The sequence below is a fragment of the Caecibacteroides pullorum genome (genome assembly GCF_019239235.1).
In the GTDB taxonomy this organism is placed as follows: domain Bacteria; phylum Bacteroidota; class Bacteroidia; order Bacteroidales; family Bacteroidaceae; genus Bacteroides; species Bacteroides pullorum.
This window is the reverse complement of record NZ_JAAZTS010000002.1, coordinates 267,394-293,357: the sequence shown is the minus strand read 5'-3', so window position 1 is coordinate 293,357 and position 25,964 is coordinate 267,394. Positions and strand designations below refer to the sequence as shown.

Sequence of the window (25,964 nt, the reverse complement as noted above, 5' to 3'; positions counted from 1 at the left end):
ACCTATGGACAAGAAATTGATAACTGCGCAAGAGGCAAAAGAAAAGGCTGACGCCTATTACTCTATGCAAAGAATATGCGAACAAATTAGTGAAAATGCAGAGAAGGGACGCACGCTAATTCGTATAAGGAGCATAAGCCCCGACAATAAAATTAAATTGGAAGAATTAGGCTATATCGTAACTGTAGATAAATTGAATTGTGTATTCCCTGTTTCAATATCATGGAAGTAGCGTATGGAAACAATAATCAATATCGAATTCTACACCACCCCCGAAGGCGTCGTCATGGTGAAGCCCGTTGGGCAACCAGCCTATGAACTGAAAGAAGATTGCCGAGAGGTTGTCTGTGCGATGCTGGCTATCATCAGGGAACGTTATCCGAAAGCTCATGATGCGTTGATGAAGCTATACTCATCCAGTTCGATGAATCGAACCTGGTATGAATATAAGGTGGTTCACCGCTTCATCCGGTGCAACTTCGGCGACTATAACCAAGGTGCCATTGACATCAACCATAACGGAACATTCCAGTTCGAGGAAGTGGGATGCCCGTTGCGTGGAGAATGTCCGCTGGAGGGCGTAGTATGCAAGCCAGAACTCGACATGCGGCTCACAGAGCGGGAAATGGATGTGTTCCGGTTGTATGCCCAAAATCTACAGACGGATCAGATTGCCGAAGAACTGCACATCTCACCCTGTACCGTGAACCGTCATCGAGAGAATATCAAAGCTAAGATTCGAGTCGGTAGCGTATCAGAGATGGTTGCTTACTGGTATGCAAACAATCTGAAATAAACTCATGATATTATCCTGATCAAAGCCCGAGCCTCCTGTGAAGGCCGCGAGGGCACCCACCCCGCACTATGTCCGAATGGTAGCGGACTGATGGTCATCACCATCCTCGCAAGCGACGGCGGTTCGAATCCGCCATGCGGGACACGACGATTTATGAACCAACAAAACATGATTAAGATGGAAAATAAGATTTCAAAAGGCTTTGCGTCCGTATCTACACCGGACGGTAAATATCGTATCTGGATGCCAAGACCTACCAAAAACGGGCACATGATTTGTTCATGTAGCTTTGCTTTAAAACGACGACTCCCATTGGTAGATGCTATCGATGCACTGCCCTACATTCAAGTAGACGAAGTACGAGAAATAGATGAAGATTACAGCACAATGGTTCTCACATGCAAGACGCCTCCCTATTCAGCTTGCCTGGAGTCCCTCATGGAGGATCTGCCTGAACTAATGGAAAAGCATCTAAATTATCAAGAATTCAACTTATCAAAAGGAGAATAATCAATGAAAAAAGGAACCCGCGTCCGCGTCCTACGGACAAATGAAATCGGCACTATCGCCGATAAACAGTTCATCCGAAAAGGAGGAGAAACGAAAATATACTGCAGAGTTAAGCTTGACAAGAACCCGAAACAAGATACCTGGTATTTCGCAGACCAGTTAATTGACACGATTGTGAAAGCTGAAGTGAGTATCAAAGCGTCCGACAGCTCTACATCTACATTTTCTGTGATATTTGACACGGATAATAAAAATATATCCATGGAACATATCCGTTCTATATCCGAAAACAAGAATATACCCACAGACAAATCACTTTCATCCTGGATTACAGTATGGTTATTCAAAGGTATCCGTGAGACACTGAAAGAAGCATATGGTGGTGACCCTATCATCAATAACGAGAAGTGGTAGTTTCGTCCTTGAACCACCGACACGACTTCCTTTTCTTTGTATCTCATAAAGATTTTCGCCATGATCAAAGCCACCGACATCTACGAAGCTACCCACCACGGACTGGACATCATCCTGTACTACTATCCGCAGGCAGAAGGGTGTGTAGATAATAAGAAGAAATTCAAGCGCCGCCCTGATGAGGACGACGCTTCCGCTTGCCTCAAGAAGTACGACGACTGCTATAAGGTCACCGATTTCGGCGATAGCGGCACGGCCATGAGCCCCATCGACATCTGTATGCAGGAGGAGAACGTACGTTTCCCGGAAGCCATTTCCATCCTGGCCTCACGTTACAACGTAACAGACGAGCTGAAGCGATCCGTGAACAAGCCCGACATCCGCAAGCGACCGGCCACTGCTGATGAAAAAGAGGGTACCCGATTCTTCGAGCTGGAAGAGAAGTTCACTGCCGACCAATTGGCCATACTTGGCCCGCGGGTGAAGCAGGAACACGTGGATTCGCTGCACTGGTTTGTGGCCAAATCCATCTCTTATGTCCGCAATCGGGAAGTGACCACCAAATACACGACACCGACCTATCCTATCTTCATGCGGGAATGTACAGTGCTGAAAAAAGATGGTTCGACGGATAAGTTCTACAAGATCTATGAGCCACTGAACCCCGACAAGCAATGGCGATTCAGCTACTCGCCAGACGGAGTGAAGCCCAAACTTTACATCAATGGCCTGGCTGAACTGCAAAAGGCTTACCGTGACTTCAACGCCCAGGAGGAAAAGCTGTTTTACAACGATCCCAAGAACCAGGACCAACCCTACAAGGAGAAGAAGCTGGACGAATGTTTCATCTGCAGTGGTGAACGAGATTCACTATGCCTGCGTGCCCTAGGCTACCATCCGCTGTGGTTCAACTCGGAGACCTACAAGGTATCGCCGGAAGAAATCAAGGAGATATACAAATATGTGGAGCGTATCTATAACATCCCCGATATCGACAGCACTGGTGTCCGCAAGGGGCGTGAACTGGCTTTGCGTTTTTTGGACATCCATACCATCTGGCTACCATCGTGGTTATCCCAGCATCGAGACCGACGGGGCAAACCACGCAAAGATTTTCGTGACTTTGTGGAATTGCGCCCGACCAACGAAGACTTCCGTAACCTGATGACGTTGGCCATGCCCGCCCGCTTTTGGGAAGAAAGCTGGAGTGAACGCAGCAAGAAGAAGACATACAGCATCAACACAGCCTACCTGCACTACTTCCTCACATTGAATGGATTCTACGCCCTGCACGACGACAACATCGACAGTGTGCGATACATCCACATTGACGGATGCACCGTCAGCCAGATTAAGGCCAAAGACATATCAGCCTTCCTGAAAAAGTTCACAAGGGAGAGGTTCCTGCCTGTGGAGATACGCAACCTGATACTGGACTCGCCACGAACCAGCGAGGCCTCACTGTCGCAACTGGATGAGATTGATTTGGACTTCACCAACTACACCGCCACCAGCCAATACCTGTTCTTCAAAGATTGTAGTTGGGAGGTCACCAAAGACGGTATCACACCCCATGAAGGAATGCTACCGAATAATCGATTTGTGTGGGACAACAACGTGATACCCCATAAAGTAAAAGTGCTACCACCCATGTTTACGATCACGCAAACGGATGATTTGGAAGGTAATCCGGTTTTTGACATTGCCGTTGGGGAACACCGCAGTTGTTTCTTCAATTACTTAATCAATACCAGTCGTCTGTATTGGCGCAAAGAACTGGAGTATGCCTGGTCAGACAAGGGTGTGGACGAAGCCAACCGCTACCGTACCGAACATAAGTTCGATATCGCCGGTCCCCTACTCACCACCGAAGAAATCGCAGAACAGAAGCTGAATCTCATCAATAAGATTTACGCTATCGGATATAATCTGCATCGGTACAAATCGCCCTCACGCGCTTGGGCCATATACGCCATGGACAATAAAATCGGCGATGAGGAGCAATGTAACGGACGTAGCGGAAAATCCTTTTTGTTCAAGGCATTCCGTTTTTTCATGCAAACCGTTAACCTATCCGGACGTAACCCTAAATTGCTCGATAATCCACACGTGTTTGATCAGGTAGACAAACATACGGGATTTGTCCTCATCGATGACTGCGACAGATATTTTCCTATTAAGCAGTTCTATGACATGGTAACCGGTGGCATGACAGTCAATCCCAAAAACAACAAGTCGTTTTTCCTGGAATTCGAGGAAAGCCCCAAATTTGGATTTACAACCAATTATGTTCCCCGTGATTTTGATTCATCCACCAATGCCCGTATGCTCTACATGGTGTTTTCTGACTATTACCACGAAAAGACCCCGGAAAATGATTATCTGGAAAGCCGCAGCATCCGCAATGACTTTGGTCGCAACCTGATGACAACTAACGACTACACCGAGGATAACTGGAACCAAGACTGCAATTTCTTCGCACAATGTCTTCAATTTTATCTATCCATGGCAGATCGTGGCATTAAGATACAACCTCCCATGGATAACATCGTAAAGCGAAAATACAAAGCAGACATGGGAGCCAATTTCGAAGATTGGGTCTATGGATACTTTTCCGAAGAGGGTGAGAATGTCAATACCTTCGTACAACGTACCAAAGCATACGATGATTTTATCACATTTGCCAAGGTTAGCAAAGGTCTATGGAGCATGCAGCGCTTCACCAAAGCCCTGCGCGGCTTCGTGGAGCTGTGCCCTTACATCGAGGAAATGAACCCTATTGAGTTTTTGAACAAAGATGGTCGTCTGCTCAAGAAGGTGGATGGCGAAACCAAAGAAATGATCTATCTGCGAACCAGACAGAGAGAAGGAGTATTCACCCCAAAAACCGAAGACAGCAATGGAAACATTCCGTTCTGAGTACATACAGCACTACGACCGATATCTATCCGACCTGATGAAGGACGAGACGGCTGCAGCCTACATGCACCGTGCCTACGACTATCTGGAAATGATGGGTGACGACAAAGTAATGCATCTGCAAGACGATAACCCCAAGCAGCTTCAGTGGTTGTTGGTGGCTTGCGGTGCCTTCCTGGCTGCAGGTGATCATTGGATAGATTACGAATTGAACGACGATTACACCAAAGTACGAAAGAAATTCGTCCCGCCCAATTTCCGAAAGAAAATCCTCCAGCAAATCCAGGAGATATCTTAGGTAAAAGCCGTTGGCACAAATGTCAGCGGCTTTTACTATTTTATATCAAGCCGGCCAACAAGGCATTTGCCCGGTTCCCCACTCCCCTTCTCTATTTACTACTAATTTTTTGTAACTCTGTAACCATTGTTTGAAAAAGAGGATAAATCTCTGAAAAAGAAAGAATAATAGAAGTTACGAAATCAGTTACAAACTGAGGTTACAAAAAAACAAGGTTTGTAACTTTAGAGAATATAGCACCCGATAAAGCTCAAAGTTACAAACTGTATTATCGGTTACGGTTTTATCAATCTGTTTTGTATCTCAAAATATACACTGAAAAACAGCATTTTATGACTGATAAGATACAGGTCACAAAGTCACAAATATTTTGGGCAAAATTGTTAGCTATACCGTTCATGTATTATGTTTATATGAAAATACCTATCTTATTTTTTACATATGTGTAAATATAGAAGAATTTCTATGTTTATATTGTGCACATTCAATATATTCATTATTTTTGTATGAAAACCAATAAGTTACAAGATGAAACCAACTGTTACCATTGAATTGCAACCCTATCTTCACGATTTCCTCTACCATGAGTTCGGATGTCCGCGATCAGACGAAGCTGTTGTCATCAAGGCTTCGAATGACATGGGCCGGTTCATCCAGTCGATGATAACCGTGACTGATAGACCACCCAAACAGGCCATTAAGGAGAATCCAATAACATTAGCACTCCCTGTGCAGGAGTGGAATCACTTCCTCTTTCGTGATAACTTTATATACATCCCGGAGTGGAAGCAGAGATTGATTCAGAATTATGTCGAAGCCTCCTTCAGGCTTAGGATCCGTGAATATTTCATGGCGGGGTATGCCAAAGGGTACAAACAAGACCGTATCATTCGAGCCTTCCTGATGGCTTACAATATCAAGAATAATGTGACAAACTACGACCAGGTGAAAAAGTACGATTATCGGAATCGGCAGAAGGCTATAAAAGAGGTCAAAAAAGATATTCAAAACGTGCTAAAATCTTAATATTTTTTAGCATATTAATTTGTAAGCAAAAATAAGAAACTCTATTCAATTTTACTTAAACCAGCAGCAAAAATGAGTAATCATACCAAGATAAATCAAATATGCGGATTGAAGTTTATTCCGCTGGCTGAAGCCGAGATTTTCAATCTTCCTGGAAGTGACTCAATAAATGTTAGCGGAGCCCTGACAGAAATCCCCATTGCCTCCGGTGAATTTACCGAAGAACAGACTGATGGTTCTCCTGCAAAACAGACCTTATCTGCGAATGTTACAGATACCGGACAGGACACGAGTTCCAATTTACGTCAATTATTCAGTCAAGAGGGTATCTTAGTCATCCAACTGACTTCTGGAGAACAAAAAGTCGTCGGTACCGATGAATTTCCGGTACTCGTTACCATGACCCAATCTGGATCTCCAGCAGCTTACAAACTTACTTTTGACCGCGAAAGCCCTGAACCTGCTAAATTTTTGCAGTCCTTTTGACGAGAAAATGCCATTGTAATTTTGTATCGGTTTTCAATAGGTACTTTTTACAATGGCATTTTCATCTTTATATAGCGCGGTTTGTCGGGGCAAATGGTTCCTCCGCTTCCAGGACGTTGACGCCAACATCCCGTTGGTCGAAAAACTGCTGGAGCGGAGCATGTCCGCCGAAGACAGCAGCACACTCTCCGAGCGCAAACCGCTTGCCCATACTTATTATCACAAGGGAGCGAAGTCTAAGAGCGGAAACCGTTTTGCAGATGCTCCCAAAGGCAGCTCCGCCATCATACCCGTACATGGTACCTTACTTAAATACGGAACCATGTGCAGTTATGGTACCACGGAATATGCGGATATGGTGCGCGAAGCAGTCGATTCCAACAATATCTCATCCGTCATTCTTGACATCGACTCCGGAGGCGGTAGCGTGGATGCAATCGCACCGATGCTTGATGCTATTAGTTATGCCCGTACATCCGGCAAGTCTGTGGTGGCATATTGCGATCTGTGCGCTTCTGCAGCCTACTACATCGCATGCTATTGCGACGAAATCATTGCATCTAACGAAGTATCTTCTGAGTTTGGCAGCATCGGCGTGATGATGAGTTTCATGGATTATGCCAAGTATTATGAAAATGCTGGTGTCAAACTGCATACGGTTTACAGCAACTTGTCTGACTACAAGAACCTTCCATTCGAAATGGCGAAGAAGGGCGAGTACGACAAAATACGGGATGAAGAGCTGGATCCTTTGGCCAAAGACTTCCAAGAAGCCGTCAAGTCGCATCGGACCAACCTGAAGGTTGACACCGAGGGCATCCTTCGTGGGCGTATGTTCTACGCCCGCCGTGCTGTTGAGGTCGGTCTGGCTGATTCCGTGGGTTCACTGGCCTTTGCGGTACAACGAGCCGAACAAATCAATACGCAAGCGATAGTTAACGAATATATTCACTCTAAATCGTAAAGTTATGTTTAGCAAAGTGTTAGGTGTGGTACTTTCGTTTCTGGGAATTTCCGCTTTCGCCAAAGACGAAAATGGAAAATCCATTCTGCTCGACGTTCAGCGCGAGCAGTTGAAACAAAAGTATGGTGAGCTGTTCTTGCAGAGCTTTGAGAAAGAGCTGCAGGAATTTGAGAAAGACGGTGCATCCGCCGAGTCAGCGGTTACACCGGAAGTGGTGGCTTCGCTCGAATCCGAGCGTGACGAATACGCAAGGCTGTTGGCCGAATCTCGGGCAAGATTGAAGAAGCTGGAAGAAGAGAAGGTTCAGTTTGAAGCTGCAATCAAGGAGAAGGATGCCCAAATTGAAAAGATGGGTAAAACAGAAGAACCTGCCGACGGCCAGGCCGTACAGGCACAAAACGGTGGTAAAATGCCTAAGTTCAAACCGGACATGTCACTGATGCACAACCAGTATCTGGAGGCTGCTTTCAAAGGTGCTGCTTATAGTGGCAATGATACCATTGACACGGAAGAACTGCAGCAGGAATTCGGCAAGTATGTAGCTGCCGAACGTTTGCAGATTATGATGGACTTGCTGGGCAAAACAGAGTCCATTCAGTACATGTCCACCATTGTGACTGACAAAACCGAAGTACGCGCTGTGCAGTCGGACATTGACTCCGTGCTTCAGGCATTCGTACCGAAGTGGACACCGAAAGGCAAGAGCACATTCACGCCTCTTGTCATCAAGAACTACAAGTGCAAGATTAACGTGTCTATCACTCCATCCGACATCATGGAGGACATCTTGGGCTATCTCTACGACGAGAACCTTGACCCGAAGGATATGCCGGTAGTGAGGTACATCATCTACCAGCTTATCATCCCGAAGTTGGACGAAGAGCGCGAAATAGCCCTGGCCGTCGGTGAGTACAAGGAGAACACTGCTACAAACGATGGCGATCCTGCCGGAGCTGCCAATGAATCGATGGACGGTTATGTTACCCAGTTGAAAGCGCTCAAGGAGGCCAGCAATGACAAAGTGACCTGGTTGCTCGATGGTGAGACCTTGTCCGATGAAACATTGTTGGCCCAGATCGACAAGGCGGTTGATCAGGTGAAGCCTCTGTATAAAAAGAAAACAATGTTCATCCATGCCGACCCGGACATTGTGACCCGTTACAGCAAGGCGTATCGCGAAAAGTACCCGTGGCTGAAAAACGAAGACGGTGAGAAAGTCAAAGTTGACTTCTCGAGGTTTACCTTTGCTCCGCTCGAAGGCATGCGCGGTACCGGTGTGTTCTTCATCACGCCCAAAGAGAACTTCAAGCATTTGAAGAGCAAGAATCCACAACAGACCAAAATCCGCATGGAAACCTATCACTACGACGTGCATGTCATGGCCGAGTGGTGGGAAGGTACAGGATTCTGGCTGGCTGAAGCTATCTTTGCCTATATTCCTCCCACAGAAGAAGCAGAGTCAAGTCAGGGAGGTGGTGTTTAATCGTAACGAATAGGAGATTTGATTATGGCTGAAGCATATAGCATGATATCAGTGCCCCGCAAGAATAACAATGCGGGGCGCGCATCCGGCAAAAAATCTTATATCATCATCTTTCGTTGGGATGATATCAAGACCTTTGCCAAGGATGAAAAAGGTGTGAAAGTGACTGCATTCGATTTTCAGGAAGGGAAGAAGCCGGTGGCTGTGTACGCTACGGACAGCACCATCAACATCTACCATACGGCAGAAGGCGATGATGACGCCCGTGGCTTCATTCATCACGTGGACTTCGACCATCCGGGATCGGAAGTCGAATGGGATGAGTTCGTCAACAACAACGTGAACGAGAATCTGGGTGCCATCGTGATTAATTGTTCGGGCGATGATTGCAAGATTGCCGGTACTCCTTGCACACCGCTCAAGATGTCGACCGCCGAAGGTCAGGACAACAACGAGGCCAACAAGACTACCGTCAACCTGGCCAGCTCGTTGCGAGGTGACACCCTTGGCCGAATAGCCAAGTCACTGATACCGGCTACCGACAACGAAGAAATCAATGCCATCCTCGGATTGCCTCCTGCGGCAGAATCCAGTCAGGGTGGCGGAGTCTGAATCTTTTAGTGGTTTGATTAATATCCGATCGGAGGGGCGCAGCCGCATGGTTGCGCCTTTTTTGTCCTTTCCCGATTTGCGATTGCAACTTACCTTTGCCGTGTAACAAAAAACAAATCGTATGAAAGAAGAAAAACAAGAAGGTGTTATTGCCACGGAAGAAATGGCCGCAAAAATCGCGGATAGTTCATTTAATATTGTGCAGACAGATGTGCTCAGGGCTACACACACATCAGTAGTCATCCCCTACTGCAAGGAATTTGCACAGGGCAAGGAGTTGCTTTATGCCCTGCGTTCCTGGGATAAGAACTGCTGCTTCCCTGCCGACTTCGTTGTGATCGGCGACAAGGAAGAATGGTTTTCCGACGAAATTCACTTCATCGAATGCCCGCGTGTGTCAGACAATCCGTCGGTGGATACCTATCACAAACTGAAGGTTGCATTGGAGAGCGACTTGGTGACCGATGACTTCATTTGGACAAACGACGACATCTATGTGCTGCAGCCCATAGACCTTTCGCACATCCAGCTCCCGAAAGTGCTCGGCCCGTTGGATACGTCCAAATACAAGGGATTTTACCGTGAAAACATGCAGCGTACCATCGACTTCCTGAAGCAGCTGGGGGCTTCCTGCCAGAACTACGGCACGCACACGCCGGTCATGTTCAATAAGGCTTCATGGTTGGGGATGATTGCGAAGTTGGACGAGCAGATAACGCAGGGCATGTTATACACATCCATCTACTTCAACCTGCAACAGCCACAGGTGACGGCTGTCACACTAGACTGGAGAAAAGACCCTTTCCTGCTGCCTGTGGTCTCTCAAAACCCAAGCACCGAGGTCGTGAAGTCGCTTCTTCCAAAAATGTTCCTGAACAATGCCCGTTCCGGCTACTCGCCGTGGCTGGAGTCATTCCTGGATAAGGAGTTCCCGGCAAAATGCCTGTTCGAGCAGTGAAGAACTTCCTCCGTGCCGTCTTTGAGTGAAGAAGACACGGAGGGACCGTCCTTCCGCGAAGAGTTCCCCTTCCTGAATGAACCGGACTGCCCCATGGAGCTGGAGGCACTTGCCTCCCGCAAGTTCAACCGCTATCATGCTTATGTGCGGTTACATCACGAGCTGAAGGACTGCACTTCCTTGGAGCAGTGTGCCGATGTGAGTCGCCAACTTATAGACAACTACCTGGATAACCGGATGATCTGGGATGAACTGAACTGGTACAAACAGCATCATACCCTGCTTGGCAAACATCCGGCCTTTGCCGAGTTCAACCGCCGCAAGGAGCTGCTGACGTTACCCATCAAGGAACTGCTGCAGCGCAAACGACAGGTGGAGATGAACATCTGGCGGGTGAAGTCGGAGATGAAGAAGGGCGACAAACCTCATCTCGACACTACACGCCGGGAGAGGCTGGCCGGGTATGAACGTGAACTGGAGGATATCAACCGATTGCTGGAATGAGCTACTATTTTTCACTCGATGATCTCCGCCGGGAGATGGCCGACTCGCACCTGTATTCGCGCAGGTTCGAAGAGATGCTGACCTTCAAGCTGAACAACTTGAAGGAACTCTGTGGCCGACTGCCAGGGCCCCGTGAAGCCTTCTTCATCGAAACGAAGAAGAGCTTCACGGCTTTCACGTTCATTGTGTATCTCATCAAGCATGCCGGACGTGTCCGCCATCTCTACATTGCCACCTATTCAACCAACGAACGCATCCTGAATGCCTTGCTTCGTTGGCGCGAAAGAGGTTTGATAGACAGCATCCATCTGCATGTATCCGAAACGCTCCAGTTCCGTATGCCGAAGATCTTCGCCCGGTTGGTCGAGCTCCATCACGCCGGTGTACTCACGCTGTCGTATTCCTGGAGTCACAAGAAAATTACCTGCCTCGACACCGAAGCGGGATTCTTCGTGGTCGAAGGTTCCGGCAACTATGGGGAGAATGCGATGGAAGAGCAATATGTTTTCTTACAAGACCGTAACGTATATGAGTTTCACAGCAGACGAATTGGTTAAGTGGCGGGATGCTCCCGCCTGGTTCGACCGTATCGACATCGACGAATACGAGAGACTGGCCGGAATCGGCTACCGGCCCGAACAGATAGCCATGTACTACAACATACCGGCTGAAGATTTCTTGTGGTACTTCAACCTGGTAGGAAGCCCGCTGAAGTACCACTACGACCGTGGCCAGCTCCTGCAGTCAGCCAAAGAGGGCCTGTCCATGTCTACTGCGGCACAGACAGGCGAGAATGTCACCCAGGCGCAGCGCTTCGACAAGTTCCGCAAGGCTGCAGGTTACAAGAACTCGATTAACAAGATTTTTTTTGATGATATCGGATAATGGGAATGTTTGACCAATCGCACTTCGACGTGCTTCAGGATTACATCGCTTCAGGCTGTACGATGGAGCTGACGGACGAAGAACTGAACTACTACAATGCGCTTTATGCCTTGGTGGGCATCAACCGGAAGTATGGCAAGGACAATGCCATCGCCTTCTTAATGCACGAACCGTTCAACATGGACCGGATGCGTGCCCGTCGCATGTACACCGAGGCATTGAATCTGTTCTTCCTCAACGATGCGGTTGAAAACGATGCTCACCGCAACATCATCTTCGACAATCTTCAGAAGGCCGCGCTGGCCGTACTTCAGAATGCCACGTGTGCTAAGGATATGGAAGTATATGGTAACCTGCTCACACAGGCTGCCAAGATTAAGCAGCTGGACAAGCCCGACCCGGTCAAGCCGAAGGAGATTACCGAGAAGCCCATCAAGGTCTACGACCTCGACCCGACGGCGGTTGGATTGCCTATCGTAAGCCGCCATGTCCTAGGCCGTCAGATTGACTCCATGGACCTTCCCGAACGTGAGAAAAACCGCCTACGCCGCGATGCTAACATTGTAGATATCGATATAGAAGAGATGCTTGATGACACGGAAGAAAAAACTAAAGACTACGAATGACGTCGAGGTGCGCTACTCCAACTGGATGGCGCAGCTCATCACCCTCATGATGCCTTGGTCGCTCTACTGGGTAGCCGGTCGTGCCAGCGCCAAGACGGTACAGGTACTCTCCGAGCGTGTGCAGGAAGTGGTTCACGACTGCCCGGGCGCTCCTTTTGCGTGGGTGGCCGACACGTACAGCGACCTGCGCAAGAACATCATCCCGTCGCTCATCGACGGCCTCTCTATGCTGGGCTGGCAGATGGGTGTGCATTATGTCATCGACCAGGAGCCGCCGCAAGCTTGGCGCGACCGCATGTACAACGTCAATACCAAGTGGACGGACACCATGACCTTCTTCACCGGCTTCAATTTCACCTTCATCTCGCTGGACAGGGCTTCCATCGGCGCCGGTCGCTCGTATGTCGGTGTGTTTGGTGACGAGGTGAAATACTTTCCGGAGGAGAAGTTCACCAACCTCCTGAAGGCCGTCCGCGGCTTTCGTGTGAAATATGGCAATAGTGTTTGGTACCGAAGCCGCACGCTCACCACCGACATGCCGAATCCCAACCACCTGGGCGAATACGACTGGATTCTGAAGCTCGCCAAGCAGAACGACAAAAAGCGTATCCTGCTGCTCATGCAGGCCAGCTTCGTTTACAACGATACCCGCCGCGAATACGTTGCCCGCCTGCAGCAGTACGAAGAACTGGCCGAGCAGGCCCGCACGGACGCATCCCTGCGTGCCAGGCTGCCCGAAGCGCACCGCACCATGGAATTGGCCAAGCGCACCATGGAGCGGTGGGAGAAACGATGGATATCAGCCCGCCGGAGCGTATCGTTCTTCTTTATATCCTCAAGCTACGTCAATGCTGACGTCCTGGGCGAAGACTGGTTTGCGGGTGAACTCGACGAAGGTCTCGAGGGGCTTGCCTGCAACGTGCTTTCCATCATCCCCAAGCTCGAGGCTACCGAAATGTTTTACTGTAACCTCACCCTGAAGAACTTCTACGCCGACGGCTTCCTCAACGAAGTTATCGAACGCCACCCCATCGGGTGGGAACAGGACTGCACCGTTCTGCGCTATCTCGATACCAGCCGCCCCATCGAGGCGGGCATGGATGCCGGAAACATGCTCTCCATGGTTTTCCTGCAGCAGACGGGGCATGTTGTTCGTGTGCTCAAAGAACTTTATACGCTCCCACCACAGAGCGCGCGCGAGCTGGCCGACAAATTCATTGCCTATTTCCGCCCGCATAAGCGTAAGATCCTGAAGCTATACTACGACCGCTCCATGAACAACTACAAGCGGGTGAACCAGGATATGGCCACTACTATCAAGAAGTACATCGAGTTCGATGCCGAGGGCCGGCGCACAGGCTGGCAGGTGCAGCTCATGTCGCTTGGGCAGGGCAATATCGGTAGTAACCTCGAGTATCGCTTCTTCATGGACTTGCTGGCCGGAAACCTGGAGCGCCAGCTGTTCGTGTTGCTCATCGACCAGTACAACTGCCCCAACCTCAAGAGCGAGATGGAGGTGACCCGCACCAAGGTCAAGGTAAACCAGTCCGACCAGTCGAAGATGGTGGTAAAAGAGAAGACGGGCGACAAGCTGCCAACCGCCCGCCTGCCCAAGGAGAGTACCAACCTGACCGATGCCCTGAAGTATGCCATCCTACGCAAAGATACCATACGAGTATGGCAGCGAGGGCACAACATATCCGCCTCTTCCTTCATCTGATACTTTTTGTTATGTGTTGTGGTAGGCCCTGCCGTCCGTGAGGATAGCAGGGCTTTTTCATGGACTGCGTGCGGGATGGTAGGATTTGTATGTAAGGATGTTTTATCACATTTCCGACCCTTCTCGCCCCTGCAATCGCAAATGGAGGGCGGCGCGGCACGGGCAGAAACGTCTTTCCCTCCTCCCGCAGTGGCGGTCGGAGGGGGTTCTTTTATTAGTTATCAGCGGTTTGCGGTTTCCAAAGTAAGAAGCGAATGAGTATATCGGCCTGTATGAATGAAAATACGCCCCATATTCATGTGGGCGCGCGAAAAATTCGGGCGGCACGCTTTCCATCTTAACTGCATTCCTGCAGGAGAAAGAAAACTTTGCCGCCCGAATTTTTCGCGTTAATTTGTAGAAAGTGACCTTTCTGTTTGTCTGATTGCGTTCACGCAGAGGTCACCGCTTCTTGCGATGCCGTGACCGGTTCTTTCGCCTCGTCATCCCCGACGGATAGACGGGGCATTTGCCTGATCCGTCACTTCGTCGGAAATAACCAGGCAGAGTGGTACTCTATTTTGCGTACACGCAGAGATTACCGCATGTCTCATGCCGTAATCAACCATTTCCACCCAGATATTGCGCTATGGAACCTCGCAGGCTTCGTTGTCCATTCGCATAACCGGGCAGAGCGGTATAGTCTGCAATTATATCTTCCCAGGCTGTTTCCTCTTCTGATTATCGCCATTATTTTGGCACCTATCACCACGCAGTTTCGCTTTTTTTGCCACGAATGTAGGGCACCGGTCTGACAGGCAAGGTCGGGCGATGTCTGCTGAAAAAATCTCCACCTTACAGGTAGTATTCAAGCCTACGGTTTTCGGCAGAACCTTGCTGGTAGTCATCCTCGGCACCGCAATTCTTGTGGCGTAAAAAAGGCGAAACATACCGCGTAGCGACAGGCGACGCACAAAAAAAAAGCTCTAATCAGGGAAACAGCCGAATAAAGGCTCACACCCACGAGCTCAAGGTTCAACATTAAAATTACGCACAATGAAAACTTTTACTTTGGCACAGGCAATCAACGTTTTAAACGAAAATTTCAAGGGCTATAAAATCCTGAAAAAGTGGGATAATGTACGAGAGCTTTGTATCGTTTTTTTGGACGGAAATGGGAAGAAATGGGAGCTTTTCAGCAGTGGGGATAATTACTTCCAAACGGCAGAGGACTTTGTGATATATGAAGCATAACTATTTAAAATATAAGGATATGAAAAAGAAAGAGACCAAAAATTCTGCTGAAATGCAGGAAAAAAGGATGAAGTTAAGAGAGCTTTCCAACGCCTTGGTGTCTGCTCGAGATAAAGGCCAGTACATGGGAAATGAGGATGACACCGTGAACGGATTATTACGGTTTTATTACGCATGCAAAGGATTTAAAAATTTGAAAACTTTTTCAGAGTGGAAAAAGGATGGCTTTTCTGTAAAAAAGGGAGAAAAGGCGCTTCTTGTGTGGGGAAGCCCTGTTTCATTCAACAAGAAAAAAGAAGAGGACACAGCAAAGGAAGCAGAACAGGAAGAAGAGAAGAAAAAAGATGATGATTATTTCCCTTTGTGCTATCTGTTTGCAGAATGCCAAGTTCACAAAATTACGAAATCACAAAAAAACGATTAATCAACCCAATTTATTAACTCATTAAAAAACAAAATTATGGAAAGAGAAGCAAAGAAAATCGGTAGTGAAATTATTAAATCTGTTGAAGAAATGAAGGCAAACGGTAATGTTCTGGTTGTTTCCCCAGCTTTGAAAGTCGCAGAAAAGACCGACAAGCTGGAAGAACCGGCCGCAGTTCCCGTCAAAAAGGCTAAACAGAAGATGAAGGAAGCCGATGAGCTGAAAAAGGAAATTGAGCAACGCACAGCGGAGCTGCAAAAATGCTTGGCCGAGCTGGAGCGGAAAAAGAAACTTTCGGAAAATCGGGTGCAGTTTATTGACGTGATGGATAAACTGGAGAAAGCAGAGGATGAACTTTCACAAGAAGAAGATTTTAACACCGTTTTGTATAAGCTGAAATTCTGCCAGGGAAATTCGTATCGGGATGATGACACTTTTTCGATAAGCAACCGACTTATTATCGTGGAATTTATCCACTTTATTCGTGGTAAGATAACAGAGAAAATCCAAGAGATAGAAGCGCAGCTAATTGCCTAACAGATGCCCCCGTCAGTTCGCTGGCGGGGCTTTTCTGTGCCCTCCCATGCCGTTTTGCTCGCCACCTCGCAAAACGGCATGGGACCCGAATAAGTAGGTTTGATATCCGTTCCTTCAACCATTGAAAAAAGTTATTTACAACTATTTCTTTGTGGTATCAGAAATATTGTATATTTTTGTTATGCCAAAAAAAGAATGATTAATTAGATGAATCCATCACTACAGCGTAATCCGTAAAACCGGGTTCAGGTGTTTATTCATTTACCTGTTGGCGCGCAGTAGTGAAGGATTCTCCCGTTTATTAGCCATGATCAGCATAATATTAATTCAAAGGCGTTTTAGAAGGAAATTAAAAAGTAGAAAGAAAAAGCATAATAGGAATAAAGGTAAAAGCTATTTTTTAAACATATTTAAAGAATATAGAAAAATAGGGAAAAACATCCATTCCTATCAAGAAGCTTTGAACACATTTCTGCCTAAGAATTTGGCATATCTAACAGAAGAAGAAAAAAGTCCTTTCTACATTAATAAATTGAAACAGAAAAATAAGAAGAATGTAGGAATACATATAGTTCCTAAACATTTTTCAATAATAGAAAACAGTTTCGAGAGCATAGACTTTTTACGATCAATAATTGAAAGTTTCATATTTCAAACATACGAAGAACTTTGGTTAGATTATCGGAATTGTGAAAATGTGGATTTGCCAACTCAAGTATTTTTAGATTCAATTTTACTAGATATAGACGAGTTTATAAAGACATGCAAAAAAGCAAATGTTTATAAATTTGTAAGATTGGCATCTATTGGGGGAAGAAATATAAACAATCAAAGTGTTATTCGATTGTTATACTCTGTAGGATCTCCTGTTGAGCTTATAAATAAACAGGTTAGATATAATGATATTATCCCGTATAAATTAAGACGATTTGACGAAGAAAAACTTAATAAGAACAGTGCTTTGGTTCAAAAGGAGATAGATACTACTACCTTGCTTGATTATGTAAATTCCTGTTTGTCAAGAGTGAAAAAAACTCTATCAAGAGAAGCTTCCATGGATTTAGGATATGTCATAGGAGAAACTTTGATAAATGCAGAAGAACACTCATCTCTAAAATGCAGGTATCTGATCGGATATTTTGAAGAATGCAACAAAGACGGGAAGCATTTTGGCCTTTTGAATTTGGTTATTATGAATTTCGGGCAAACTATCTATGAGAAATTCAAATATCCGATAGGAGATAATCCAATCAATGAAGACTGCCTTCACAAAATGAAAATAATGTCAGATAAATTCAGATCTCATAGTTTATTTAAAAAGGATAAATTTACCGAAGAGACATTGTGGACTTTATATTCTTTGCAAGGAGGAGTAAGTTGCATTCCTAGGGAGATTCAACAGCGAGGGAATGGTACAATTCAATTCATTAATAGCTTCTTTAAATTGAAAGGAGATGAAAATGTTGATAATATCTCAAAGATGTTCTTATTGTCAGGCAATACGAGAATTGATTTTGACGGAACATATAAATTAGTCGATGACAAAGATGAAAATGGGAGTCCAAGAGGAGTTATTTCCTTTAATAAAACGGGGAAATTAACGGATGCACCGGATGAAAAATATGTTAGAAATGTACCGGATTATTTCCCAGGAACTATTATATTTGCTAAACTATCCATAAATGATGATGATTTGAACAATGAATAAAACAATAGATTTAGAAAATTTCAGAACTCAATTAGGAGCAGTAAAATCCAGAGTTTTTACTGGAAGAGACCGAGGAGAAGTAGTTAGGGATAAAAGTAACATAGATAAGATATTTGATACTTGTGATAAGATTACGATTATTATTCCTAAGGATGTATATTCTATAACTCCTTCTTTTTTGGAAGAATTTTTTGTCAACATTGTTAAAAAATATGGGAAAAAGACATTCTTAAGCAAAATCCAATGGGTAGATAACGGATATGATATTTCAAGCCAACTGGACGAAGCCATAGAACGAATTTTGCGAAAAAAGACTGGACTTGATTGACGCGTATGGTTGAAGATACTATTTTCATAGAACAGGCTTTGGATTCATTGTCCAACGTGCCTCAAGCGGTTTCCGTTTTCTTGAATACATCAAGTCCTATATATAAATCTATTTTGGATGATATTTACAAGATTGCAACCGTAATTATAGCAAGCTTTAATGCTTGGTTTGCCTATGTCATTTTCAAATTGAAGAATAAAAAGGAAGATGAGACTAAAGAGGCAGACAGAAAGTTAGCGTTGATGAAAACTTTAGTTCTTGATTACAATCTAAAGCACATGTATTCTTTCTTCGATGATTTAATAGTGCATTTGAATGAATTAAAGCAGAAGAATGCAAACAAAAAGGATATAGAACAACACATCCAGACAGATTTTAAATCATTGAACGAGAGTTTTATTAATCTATTAGCTGCTATAGATTTAAATTTGCATAGTGAACTCCTCCAGAAAAGCGACAATTTTAGGGATAAGTTAGTGGAAAACATTGGGGATGAAGGTATTAATTTATATGTATCCCAGAAATACAGTGAGCTGATTGAAGATCCATATTGCAAGTTCAAGCAGGATATGATTTCTTGTTTGTTTAATTATAAAGGAAAATGATAGCAATTTTTGTTGAGGAAAAAGCGGAACCCTAAAAAGTTCCGCTTTTTTATTGCCCATCCAAAAACAATCCCTATATTTGCAGTGCTCAACATTTGATACAGGCGACGAGACGTTCGCCAACCGATTGCCGTTGGCATTTTTTATGCCTATCGGTTAACCATATAAGTTCCGACCCCCGTGTGGAGTGCTTAATGGCCTCCCAGCCTGTATCAGGTGTTGAGCAACGGGAAAGCGGAACTTTCGTTTTTTAGGCAAGTTTCTTAATTTTTTGGGTACTGAAAGGGCCGCTTTCCCGTATTATTAACCTATTTGTTTCATTTAATTGCTCAACAAAATGAAAAAGAACAAATCAAGCGAACGCGGACGCTACGTATCCGTTGAGAAAGTCCAGAAAATGTTATCTGACCTTGGCCTCCAGCTCTGCGAAGGCCGCAAGCGCATCCATGCGGCCCAACGAGACAACTCCATTGTTTTCTACGTGTCCGGTGGTACCGTGAACATCACCTTTCAGGAAGGAGGTGCACAATGAAGAATACGGTAGATATGACGCCCGACGTAGTGGAAACCCTCAACCGCTGGCAGACTGGCGGAGCTGAATTATGGATAGACGTACTGCAGCGCAGCGTGGAAAGCATTGCCTGCAATGACAACGATGATGCGAATGCCCGGCTCAAAATAATCAGTGAACTGATATACTTCCAGCAAGAGATGAAAAGTTTTATAGGGCAGAAAGGAGGTACACATGAATAATGCATCTCTCCGTTACGACCTTGAGAACATCACCACCCTACCCCACTTGCTTTGCCTGGCGCGCGAGTTCTTCTCCGAGACGGGCATGATTCCTGCAGAACTGGAGTACCACGGTGTGCGGTTATCCTACAACAGCATCGAGGCGAACGCTGTCATCAAGGGCGCCCTCGACGAACAGGTGTACATCGAACGGAATAAGCTCTGAATGTCGCAAACTTTTTTTATACATTTTGATAGCCCTGTCTGTCCGTGAGGACAGATGGGGTTTTATATTTAAATAGTATTAAAACTAATACTATTTTCGGGCAAAACTTGTGTATTAGTATTAGTTTTAATACCTTTGCAGTGTTCCAAAACAATCGATTTATGAAAGTATTAAAAGTTAAAGAGGTTGTCAAGCTCCTCGAAAAAGACGGGTGGGTGTTGTCATACTGGAAGGGAGACCACCGACAGTTCAAGCACCCCGACAAGCCCGGCAAGGTGACCGTGAGAGGGAAACCGAACGAGGACATGGACCAGAACAACCTCAACAGCATTTGGAAACAAGCGGGGTGGCGATAAAGCCACCCCTTTAAAAAGATATGGCAATGGAAAAGAAGATTATCAAAGTGAATGTGGAATGGGCGGAAAAGAATTTCTGCGCTTCGGTTGACGAACAGGTGCCAGGCGCTGTCGTGGTGACCGACAAGACACTGGAAGGGCTGAAGCAGGCTGTGCGTGAAGCAGTCGAGTTCCACGTAGAAGGCATGCTGGCCGACGGCGACGAAGTGCCCGCTTGGCTGGCTGAAGGCAACTATGATTTTGAGTGGGTGCTGGGCGTATCTGCCCTGTTGCGCAACTGCGGACAGTTTGTTTCGCTGGCTGCCATTGCGCGGGCATCGGGCATCAACGAGCAGCAGCTGAGCCACTATGCCAACGGGCTGAAGCATCCTCGTCCTGTACAGCGCCAGCGCATTGTGGACGGGCTGCACCGCATCGGGCAGAGCCTTATTTCGGTAGAATAACGATTGTTTGACGTATTTTTCTATTTAAGCCAGACACACCTTGGAGTGCCTGGCTTTTTTATGTCCTTTTCTCCCGCGCCCGCGGGCGTTACCTTTGCGCCAAACAAAGAGTAACGACAATGATCAGCCAAGAGAGTGACGAAGTGAAATTGCTATTCATCGAAGAAGCCCTGTCGCTTCACGGTGAATGGCTGTGCGACATTCTGGTCGAAGCCATCGAAAAGAACAAGCTACGGCGCACGGATGCGCTGCTGGACAGCATCAACTACAGCAGTTTCACCGACAACGGCAATCCGGGCCTGCGCTTCTCTTTCTTCGGATACGGTCGTGCGGTGGATATGACAGGATACAAACGCAACAAGCACGAAGTGGACACCATGCACGACATCTGGGGCATGAAGCGCAACAAGCTGAAGAGGACTTCGAATCGCTGGTATGCCAAGAACATGTACGCAGGCTATTACAAGCTCGTGTCGAAAATCATGTACGGACTGGGCGAGCAAGAAATCGCACGACTCAAAGGGATCCTCGAAAATCGTAAGAACGCAACTATATGAGTACAATCAAGAAGAAAATCGGAAACTATTCGTTCGTGGACACGGCGAAAGGCCAGTTCGCGCTGCACATGGACTGGAGCTCGAGCATGAGCCAGTTTTTCAACTTCCGGACGCCACACTGGGATGATAGTCCTGTCAGCGTGGCAGGTGTGCGCGTGGTTCCCTGGGGGCAGGACAACAACCTGCCAAACGGTATCCGTAACCTGCTGGAGCGCAATAACCTCGGTCCGGGCATCCTCGACCGGAAAATCGGCCTGCTCTACGGCCAAGGCCCCGCACTCTACCGCCTGAAGCTGGAGAACAACGAACGCACACAGGAGCGGGTGGAGGATGAAGAGATACAGGAGTGGCTGGAGTCGTGGGATTACCGCCGATACGTTCGTTCGTGCCTCGTGGAATACACGCACATGAACGGCGTGTTCAACAAGTACGTCATGGGGCGTGGACGCCGCATCGGGCGCCCTTGGGTGAGCCGACTGGAGTGCCTGCACAGCGCGGAATGCCGGTTGGTGTGGCCCGAGAACGACAGCCGACACCTGGAGGACGTGACGCAGTACCTGCTGGGCGACTTCGACTCCTACCGGAGCCAGACATTCCACCTCTTCCCGGCCTTCGACAAATGGGAGCCGACGAAGCATCCCGCCGCCGTGAAGTACCACAGCCTGCGGTCTTTCGGACGCAACATGTACGCCCTGTCGTGCTTCTTCGGCTCCGTTCCTTGGCTGGAGAACGCCAACGACCTGCCGGAGATCATCCGCCACTTGAACGAAAACATGATAGCGGCGGCCTACATGGTACATACGCCGCAGCAATACTGGGAAGACAAACAGGCCATGCTGAAGTCCATGCACGAAGAATGGACCGATGACCAGCTGGCCAAGGAAATGGAGAAGCTCAAGGATCAGCTGGTGAATACCATCGCCGACGTGATGGCCGGGCGTGAAAACGCCGGCAAATTCTTCACCTGTGTGGACTTCATCGACCCGAATGGAAAAGAACAGAGCTGGAAGGTGGAGCCCATCGAGATGAACATCGACAAGTATATCGAGGCTCAGGCCAAGATTTCACGCATTGCCGACAGCTCTACGACCAGCGGCTTCGGTCTTTCGCCCGCCTTGGCCAACATCATCATCGATGGGAAGAGTGATAGCGGAAGCCAGATGCTCTATGCCCTGAAGATCTTCTACGGTGCCGATACACAGATAGCCGAAGACATCGTGCTGGAGGCCATCAACGACGCCATCCGCATCAACTTCCCGCAGAAGAAGGGCATCTTACTGGGATTCTACAGGAAGGCCATCAACAAGGAGGACAATGTGAGTGCCAGCAACCGGACAACCAATAATATTTGAGAATTGAGAATTGAAAATGGATAATTGAGAATTGGGAATGAAGAGTTTTAAAGAATATATAGGCAGACGGGAGGCTGAACGTTTGGACTTCCCGGAATGCTGGGAAGAAGTGGACAGCAAAGAATGGATTCACTTGCTGTGGCTACGCCAGCAGCTGATGGAGCGCAAAGGTATCACTCTCGACGATATCCGGCGCGACTGGTGCGCCTTCGTCCTTCAGAACAGAGGGCTGAAGAAGAGCAAACCCGACTTCTGGCTGCTGGTGCACCAGCTGGCCGGCACGCTGGACTGGATGTGGCGGACCGAACAGGAGGGTGAAAACACCTGGATCTCGCTTACCTACGACAGCACGGTCAACCTGCTGCCACAGGTGGCCGGACTCATGGGACCGGCCAGCCACGGAGCCGACCTGACGTTCGGTGAGTTTCGTGCGGCCACGGCGGCCATGAACCTCTACGACCAGTCGCACGAGGATACCGACCTGCTGGCCTTGTGCGCCGTGCTCTATCGTCCGGCCAAGAAGCAGAAGGGCGTGTTCCGTCGGGAACCGTTCGACACCGACCGCCTGCCGGTACTGATGACGCGTGCCAGCATCCTGCAGCCCTATCTGCGATGGGGCATCTATGCCTGGTTTGCCTACTTCTGCCAGTATCTCTACACAGGTACTTTCCTGATTGACGGCCAAGAGGTGTGCTTTGCACCCGTATTTGACCGTTCAAAGCGCACGGAAGGCAAGCCGGCTGAAGGGTTGGGGCTGAACAGCATCCTTTACTGCGTGGCTTCGAGCGGTGTATTCGGTACCGCTACCGACACCGACAACGCGCCGCTGCTGCGAGTGATGCTGAAGCTGCTCGACGACAAGCATCAGGCAGACCGCCTGCAGAAGAGAACGAAAAAGAAATGATAACGTTAACAATACCGATATGGAACTACTGATTAATTCGAGCGAAGAACTCCGCCAGCTGACGGGCAATTACTACGCCAACAACGATTTCTCCAAGGTAGTGGGCGACATCGAGCAGGCTACCGAGGAACTGACCGAACTGGTGGGCGAGAAGGTGATGGAAAAAGCGGCCGGCAGAGATGATGCCGAACTGCTGAAGAAGGTACAACGCCCTATCGCCATCCTGGCTACCTTGCGTCTTTATCGCAAGAACGACTTGAGCCACGAAGACGACGGCCGCAAATTCAAGGTATCGACCGACGGCGCGGACAAACTGCCCTGGGAGTGGCAGCTAGACCGTGACGACGCCATGCACCTCGAGGAATACTATCGGGCGGTGGACGCGCTCATCCGCTACCTGAACAAAACCAACCTGCAGGAGTGGACAGAGAGCGATACTTATCTCGAGACGCAGAAGCTGATTATCCGCAGCGGGCGGGAGCTGAACCGCTACTTCCCGACCGAGGGCAGCGAACGCCTCTACCTGATGCTGGTGCCTTTCATCCGCGAAGTGCAGACGCGCACCGTGAGCCGTGCTTACGGAGAGAAATGGCCGGAGCTGCTGGGGGAGAAAGGCACCGAAACCGAAGCCCACTATGCCGCCTCGATGGCCGTTGCGCTGCTGGCCATGTCCGCCGCCTTGCGACGGTTGCCCCTCCGGCTTTTCCCGATGGGCGTAATCCAGGGCTATCTGGCCGAGAACGGCATGAAGGGTAGTCGGATTCCGTCGCTGGACGACGTGGCCCGAACCGCCGCATGGATGGCGGGCGACGGCGAACACTGGCTCGACGAAATGAAGCGGGCACGCGACGGCTCCGCACCCGATTATCAGCTGCTTCCTGAAAACGACCGACGTAATAAATACATGCGCTTATGAACGTGCTACAACGACCCCGAGAATACGAGTTCTGCGCCACCATGCAGGACTACATCATCGACACCGACGTCACCATCCGCTTCTCCGTGCAATACGGAGGGCGTACCATCCTCGACGAGGACTATGTGCCGGACGGCAACAACCAGGTACGCATCCGCCGCCTGGGCAAGTTCTGTGCCATGGCCTTGTGGGGCGTGTGGCCCGACGGCGAGCACACCCTTCAGACCACGGCCGCAGGAACCTTTACTTTCCTGATCAACGAAATGCAGGACGCACAGAGCTTCGTCATGTACAGCCGGATGCAGACTAACAAGGCGGGCGACCTGCCGGCGGTGCTGAGCGAAGTGAACCGCAAGGTGACTCATCCGTCCGTCACCGAATACGCCAGCGGCGACCGGCATGCGGGCGGATACATTCTGTACGGTACCGATGCTGAAGGCGCAGAAAAGAATAAGGTAGTGCAGGTTCCCGGCGGTGACAATGCGATGCTGACGGTTGACGTAAGCTACAGCCGGGTGTGCAGCCTGCTCGAGGTGGATGCCCTGCAGAACTACAAGGTGAATTTCAACGGCGGCACGCTGGAGTTCCTCGTGGATCCGACGCACTACGGCCAGCTGTGGCAGTTCCGCTTCAAGAATGTATATGACATGCCGGAGGTGCTGACGGCCACGGGCGGCCTGACGGTATCGGCAGCTGACGAAAGCGATACGGCGCTGATGTGGGGCGTGGAGCGCAAGTTCGGCGTCAAGGTGACCGACGAATACACGGCCAACAGCGGCGTCATCCTCCTGCAGAGCGACTACCGCCTGTGGCGTGACATGCTTCACGCCCAGGAGGTTCAGGTCAAGGCCGGCGAGAACTGGCTGCCGATAGTGATAACGAATATGAAGTATGATCGTGACTTCCGTCGCTCCAACCTGAAGACGGTGGAGTTCAGCTTCCGGCTGGCGGATGGCACACAAAGCAATCTGATGGACGTATGATTGATATTGTACAATACCGAGAGATCCTGGCCGAGCTGCGGGAAAAGGTAAACCAAAAGAGTGAAGAAAAGATAGAGGGCATCGTGATGGCGGTGCGTGAGGGGCACATGGTGAAGAAGCTGAAGGACCGCACAGGCATCCAGCTATGCGCCAACTACCCCGACGCACAGATGAACGGTACCTTCGACAACCACAGCGACCGTAACAAGGTGCTGATTTTCCTGCTGGAGAAGGTGCCGAGCGGCCAGCAGACCGACGAAGCGGAGCTGCAGCACTATGCACGCATCCAGCGCATGATGCGGATATTGCGGGATTCCCTGCTGGAGAATGATGCCTTTTGCGGCGAATTGCGCTCCGGCGACGACCTGCTGACGGAATGGGAGTACGACATCTGTGGCGGATGGAACGGCTTGAGCATCGGCCTGTACATCGAGGACTTCGATTAATTTTCAATTATCC

The 25,964-nt window shown here is 48.3% G+C and carries 34 protein-coding genes; all 34 read left to right on the top strand.

The features are described 5' to 3' along the window. Positions 1-4 precede the first annotated feature (4 nt). The 34 genes from HF894_RS03340 (at position 5) to HF894_RS03175 (ending at position 25,951) form a co-directional block, all read left to right on the top strand. Entirely contained in the window at positions 5-232 is a 228-nt protein-coding gene (locus tag HF894_RS03340; protein ID WP_204971105.1) for a hypothetical protein, read from the top strand. A 3-nt stretch (positions 233-235) separates the two neighbouring features. Beyond that, positions 236-796 carry a response regulator transcription factor gene (locus HF894_RS03335; protein WP_204971104.1) on the top strand — a complete coding sequence of 187 codons (561 nt, stop codon included), beginning with the start codon at positions 236-238 and terminating at the stop codon, positions 794-796. 177 nt (positions 797-973) lie between these two features. Then, on the top strand, positions 974-1,306 hold the full coding sequence (locus tag HF894_RS03330) for a hypothetical protein (RefSeq protein ID WP_204971103.1): 333 nt from the start codon (positions 974-976) through the stop codon (positions 1,304-1,306). A 3-nt stretch (positions 1,307-1,309) separates the two neighbouring features. Further along, positions 1,310-1,720 carry a hypothetical protein gene (locus tag HF894_RS03325; RefSeq protein WP_204971102.1) on the top strand — a complete coding sequence of 137 codons (411 nt, stop codon included), beginning with the start codon at positions 1,310-1,312 and terminating at the stop codon, positions 1,718-1,720. 60 nt (positions 1,721-1,780) lie between these two features. Continuing rightward, positions 1,781-4,639 (top strand): hypothetical protein, encoded by a 2,859-nt coding sequence (locus tag HF894_RS03320; protein ID WP_204971101.1) that lies wholly within the window; start codon positions 1,781-1,783, stop codon positions 4,637-4,639. Further along, positions 4,620-4,937 carry a hypothetical protein gene (locus tag HF894_RS03315; RefSeq protein WP_204971100.1) on the top strand — a complete coding sequence of 106 codons (318 nt, stop codon included), beginning with the start codon at positions 4,620-4,622 and terminating at the stop codon, positions 4,935-4,937. Before HF894_RS03320 ends, HF894_RS03315 begins: the two co-directional genes overlap by 20 nt. A 528-nt stretch (positions 4,938-5,465) precedes the next feature. Then, positions 5,466-5,963, top strand: coding sequence for a transcriptional regulator (locus tag HF894_RS03310; protein WP_204971099.1), 498 nt, complete (start codon positions 5,466-5,468; stop codon positions 5,961-5,963). Positions 5,964-6,035: 72 nt separating this feature from the next. After that, entirely contained in the window at positions 6,036-6,449 is a 414-nt protein-coding gene (locus HF894_RS03305) for a hypothetical protein (protein ID WP_204971098.1), read from the top strand. A gap of 52 nt (positions 6,450-6,501) precedes the next feature. Beyond that, on the top strand, positions 6,502-7,413 hold the full coding sequence (locus HF894_RS03300; protein ID WP_204971097.1) for a S49 family peptidase: 912 nt from the start codon (positions 6,502-6,504) through the stop codon (positions 7,411-7,413). Between the two features lie 4 nt (positions 7,414-7,417). Further along, positions 7,418-8,896, top strand: coding sequence for a coiled-coil domain-containing protein (locus tag HF894_RS03295; protein WP_204971096.1), 1,479 nt, complete (start codon positions 7,418-7,420; stop codon positions 8,894-8,896). 24 nt (positions 8,897-8,920) lie between these two features. Next, the gene (locus HF894_RS03290) at positions 8,921-9,508 is read left to right on the top strand and encodes a hypothetical protein (protein WP_204971095.1); all 588 of its coding nucleotides are present in this window, start codon (positions 8,921-8,923) and stop codon (positions 9,506-9,508) included. A 121-nt stretch (positions 9,509-9,629) separates the two neighbouring features. Next, complete coding sequence (locus HF894_RS03285; RefSeq protein WP_204971094.1) at positions 9,630-10,466, top strand: hypothetical protein; 837 nt, start codon at positions 9,630-9,632, stop codon at positions 10,464-10,466. A 12-nt stretch (positions 10,467-10,478) separates the two neighbouring features. After that, positions 10,479-10,970: a hypothetical protein gene (locus tag HF894_RS03280; protein WP_317196518.1), complete on the top strand. Its 492-nt coding sequence runs from the start codon at positions 10,479-10,481 to the stop codon at positions 10,968-10,970. After that, positions 10,967-11,527, top strand: coding sequence for a phospholipase D-like domain-containing protein (locus tag HF894_RS03275; RefSeq protein WP_021848378.1), 561 nt, complete (start codon positions 10,967-10,969; stop codon positions 11,525-11,527). Before HF894_RS03280 ends, HF894_RS03275 begins: the two co-directional genes overlap by 4 nt. Further along, a complete protein-coding gene (locus tag HF894_RS03270; protein WP_021848379.1) occupies positions 11,499-11,855 on the top strand; it encodes a hypothetical protein in 357 nt (118 codons plus the stop codon). The genes HF894_RS03275 and HF894_RS03270 overlap by 29 nt, the downstream gene beginning before the upstream one ends. Before the next feature lie 5 nt (positions 11,856-11,860). Then, on the top strand, positions 11,861-12,481 hold the full coding sequence (locus tag HF894_RS03265; protein WP_204971093.1) for a hypothetical protein: 621 nt from the start codon (positions 11,861-11,863) through the stop codon (positions 12,479-12,481). After that, positions 12,447-14,201 (top strand): hypothetical protein, encoded by a 1,755-nt coding sequence (locus HF894_RS03260; protein ID WP_204971092.1) that lies wholly within the window; start codon positions 12,447-12,449, stop codon positions 14,199-14,201. The genes HF894_RS03265 and HF894_RS03260 overlap by 35 nt, the downstream gene beginning before the upstream one ends. A gap of 1,035 nt (positions 14,202-15,236) precedes the next feature. After that, positions 15,237-15,434, top strand: coding sequence for a hypothetical protein (locus tag HF894_RS03255; protein WP_204971091.1), 198 nt, complete (start codon positions 15,237-15,239; stop codon positions 15,432-15,434). Between the two features lie 19 nt (positions 15,435-15,453). Continuing rightward, positions 15,454-15,858, top strand: coding sequence for an ArdC-like ssDNA-binding domain-containing protein (locus tag HF894_RS03250; RefSeq protein ID WP_204971090.1), 405 nt, complete (start codon positions 15,454-15,456; stop codon positions 15,856-15,858). 36 nt (positions 15,859-15,894) lie between these two features. Beyond that, the gene (locus tag HF894_RS03245) at positions 15,895-16,395 is read left to right on the top strand and encodes a hypothetical protein (protein WP_204971089.1); all 501 of its coding nucleotides are present in this window, start codon (positions 15,895-15,897) and stop codon (positions 16,393-16,395) included. Positions 16,396-16,702: 307 nt separating this feature from the next. Then, entirely contained in the window at positions 16,703-18,103 is a 1,401-nt protein-coding gene (locus HF894_RS03240; RefSeq protein WP_204971088.1) for a hypothetical protein, read from the top strand. Beyond that, positions 18,096-18,431, top strand: a complete 336-nt coding sequence (locus HF894_RS03235) for an STAS-like domain-containing protein (protein WP_204971087.1) — start codon at positions 18,096-18,098, stop codon at positions 18,429-18,431. Before HF894_RS03240 ends, HF894_RS03235 begins: the two co-directional genes overlap by 8 nt. Positions 18,432-18,436: 5 nt before the next feature. Continuing rightward, positions 18,437-19,036: a hypothetical protein gene (locus HF894_RS03230; protein ID WP_204971086.1), complete on the top strand. Its 600-nt coding sequence runs from the start codon at positions 18,437-18,439 to the stop codon at positions 19,034-19,036. Between the two features lie 337 nt (positions 19,037-19,373). Next, entirely contained in the window at positions 19,374-19,568 is a 195-nt protein-coding gene (locus HF894_RS03225; protein WP_204971085.1) for a hypothetical protein, read from the top strand. Next, the gene (locus HF894_RS03220; RefSeq protein WP_204971084.1) at positions 19,565-19,789 is read left to right on the top strand and encodes a hypothetical protein; all 225 of its coding nucleotides are present in this window, start codon (positions 19,565-19,567) and stop codon (positions 19,787-19,789) included. Before HF894_RS03225 ends, HF894_RS03220 begins: the two co-directional genes overlap by 4 nt. Then, entirely contained in the window at positions 19,782-19,994 is a 213-nt protein-coding gene (locus tag HF894_RS03215; protein WP_204971083.1) for a hypothetical protein, read from the top strand. The genes HF894_RS03220 and HF894_RS03215 overlap by 8 nt, the downstream gene beginning before the upstream one ends. Before the next feature lie 161 nt (positions 19,995-20,155). Next, positions 20,156-20,350, top strand: coding sequence for a type II toxin-antitoxin system HicA family toxin (locus HF894_RS03210; protein WP_204971082.1), 195 nt, complete (start codon positions 20,156-20,158; stop codon positions 20,348-20,350). A gap of 26 nt (positions 20,351-20,376) precedes the next feature. Further along, the gene (locus HF894_RS03205) at positions 20,377-20,793 is read left to right on the top strand and encodes a type II toxin-antitoxin system HicB family antitoxin (RefSeq protein WP_021848394.1); all 417 of its coding nucleotides are present in this window, start codon (positions 20,377-20,379) and stop codon (positions 20,791-20,793) included. A gap of 119 nt (positions 20,794-20,912) precedes the next feature. Beyond that, the gene (locus HF894_RS03200; RefSeq protein ID WP_204971081.1) at positions 20,913-21,350 is read left to right on the top strand and encodes a hypothetical protein; all 438 of its coding nucleotides are present in this window, start codon (positions 20,913-20,915) and stop codon (positions 21,348-21,350) included. Then, positions 21,347-22,702 carry a hypothetical protein gene (locus HF894_RS03195; RefSeq protein ID WP_204971080.1) on the top strand — a complete coding sequence of 452 codons (1,356 nt, stop codon included), beginning with the start codon at positions 21,347-21,349 and terminating at the stop codon, positions 22,700-22,702. The genes HF894_RS03200 and HF894_RS03195 overlap by 4 nt, the downstream gene beginning before the upstream one ends. A 37-nt stretch (positions 22,703-22,739) precedes the next feature. Next, positions 22,740-23,606: a hypothetical protein gene (locus HF894_RS03190; RefSeq protein ID WP_204971079.1), complete on the top strand. Its 867-nt coding sequence runs from the start codon at positions 22,740-22,742 to the stop codon at positions 23,604-23,606. Positions 23,607-23,625: 19 nt separating this feature from the next. Then, a complete protein-coding gene (locus HF894_RS03185; protein ID WP_204971078.1) occupies positions 23,626-24,522 on the top strand; it encodes a DUF6712 family protein in 897 nt (298 codons plus the stop codon). Then, positions 24,519-25,505 carry a hypothetical protein gene (locus HF894_RS03180; RefSeq protein ID WP_204971077.1) on the top strand — a complete coding sequence of 329 codons (987 nt, stop codon included), beginning with the start codon at positions 24,519-24,521 and terminating at the stop codon, positions 25,503-25,505. The genes HF894_RS03185 and HF894_RS03180 overlap by 4 nt, the downstream gene beginning before the upstream one ends. Continuing rightward, on the top strand, positions 25,502-25,951 hold the full coding sequence (locus HF894_RS03175; RefSeq protein ID WP_204971076.1) for a hypothetical protein: 450 nt from the start codon (positions 25,502-25,504) through the stop codon (positions 25,949-25,951). The genes HF894_RS03180 and HF894_RS03175 overlap by 4 nt, the downstream gene beginning before the upstream one ends. Positions 25,952-25,964 lie beyond the last annotated feature (13 nt).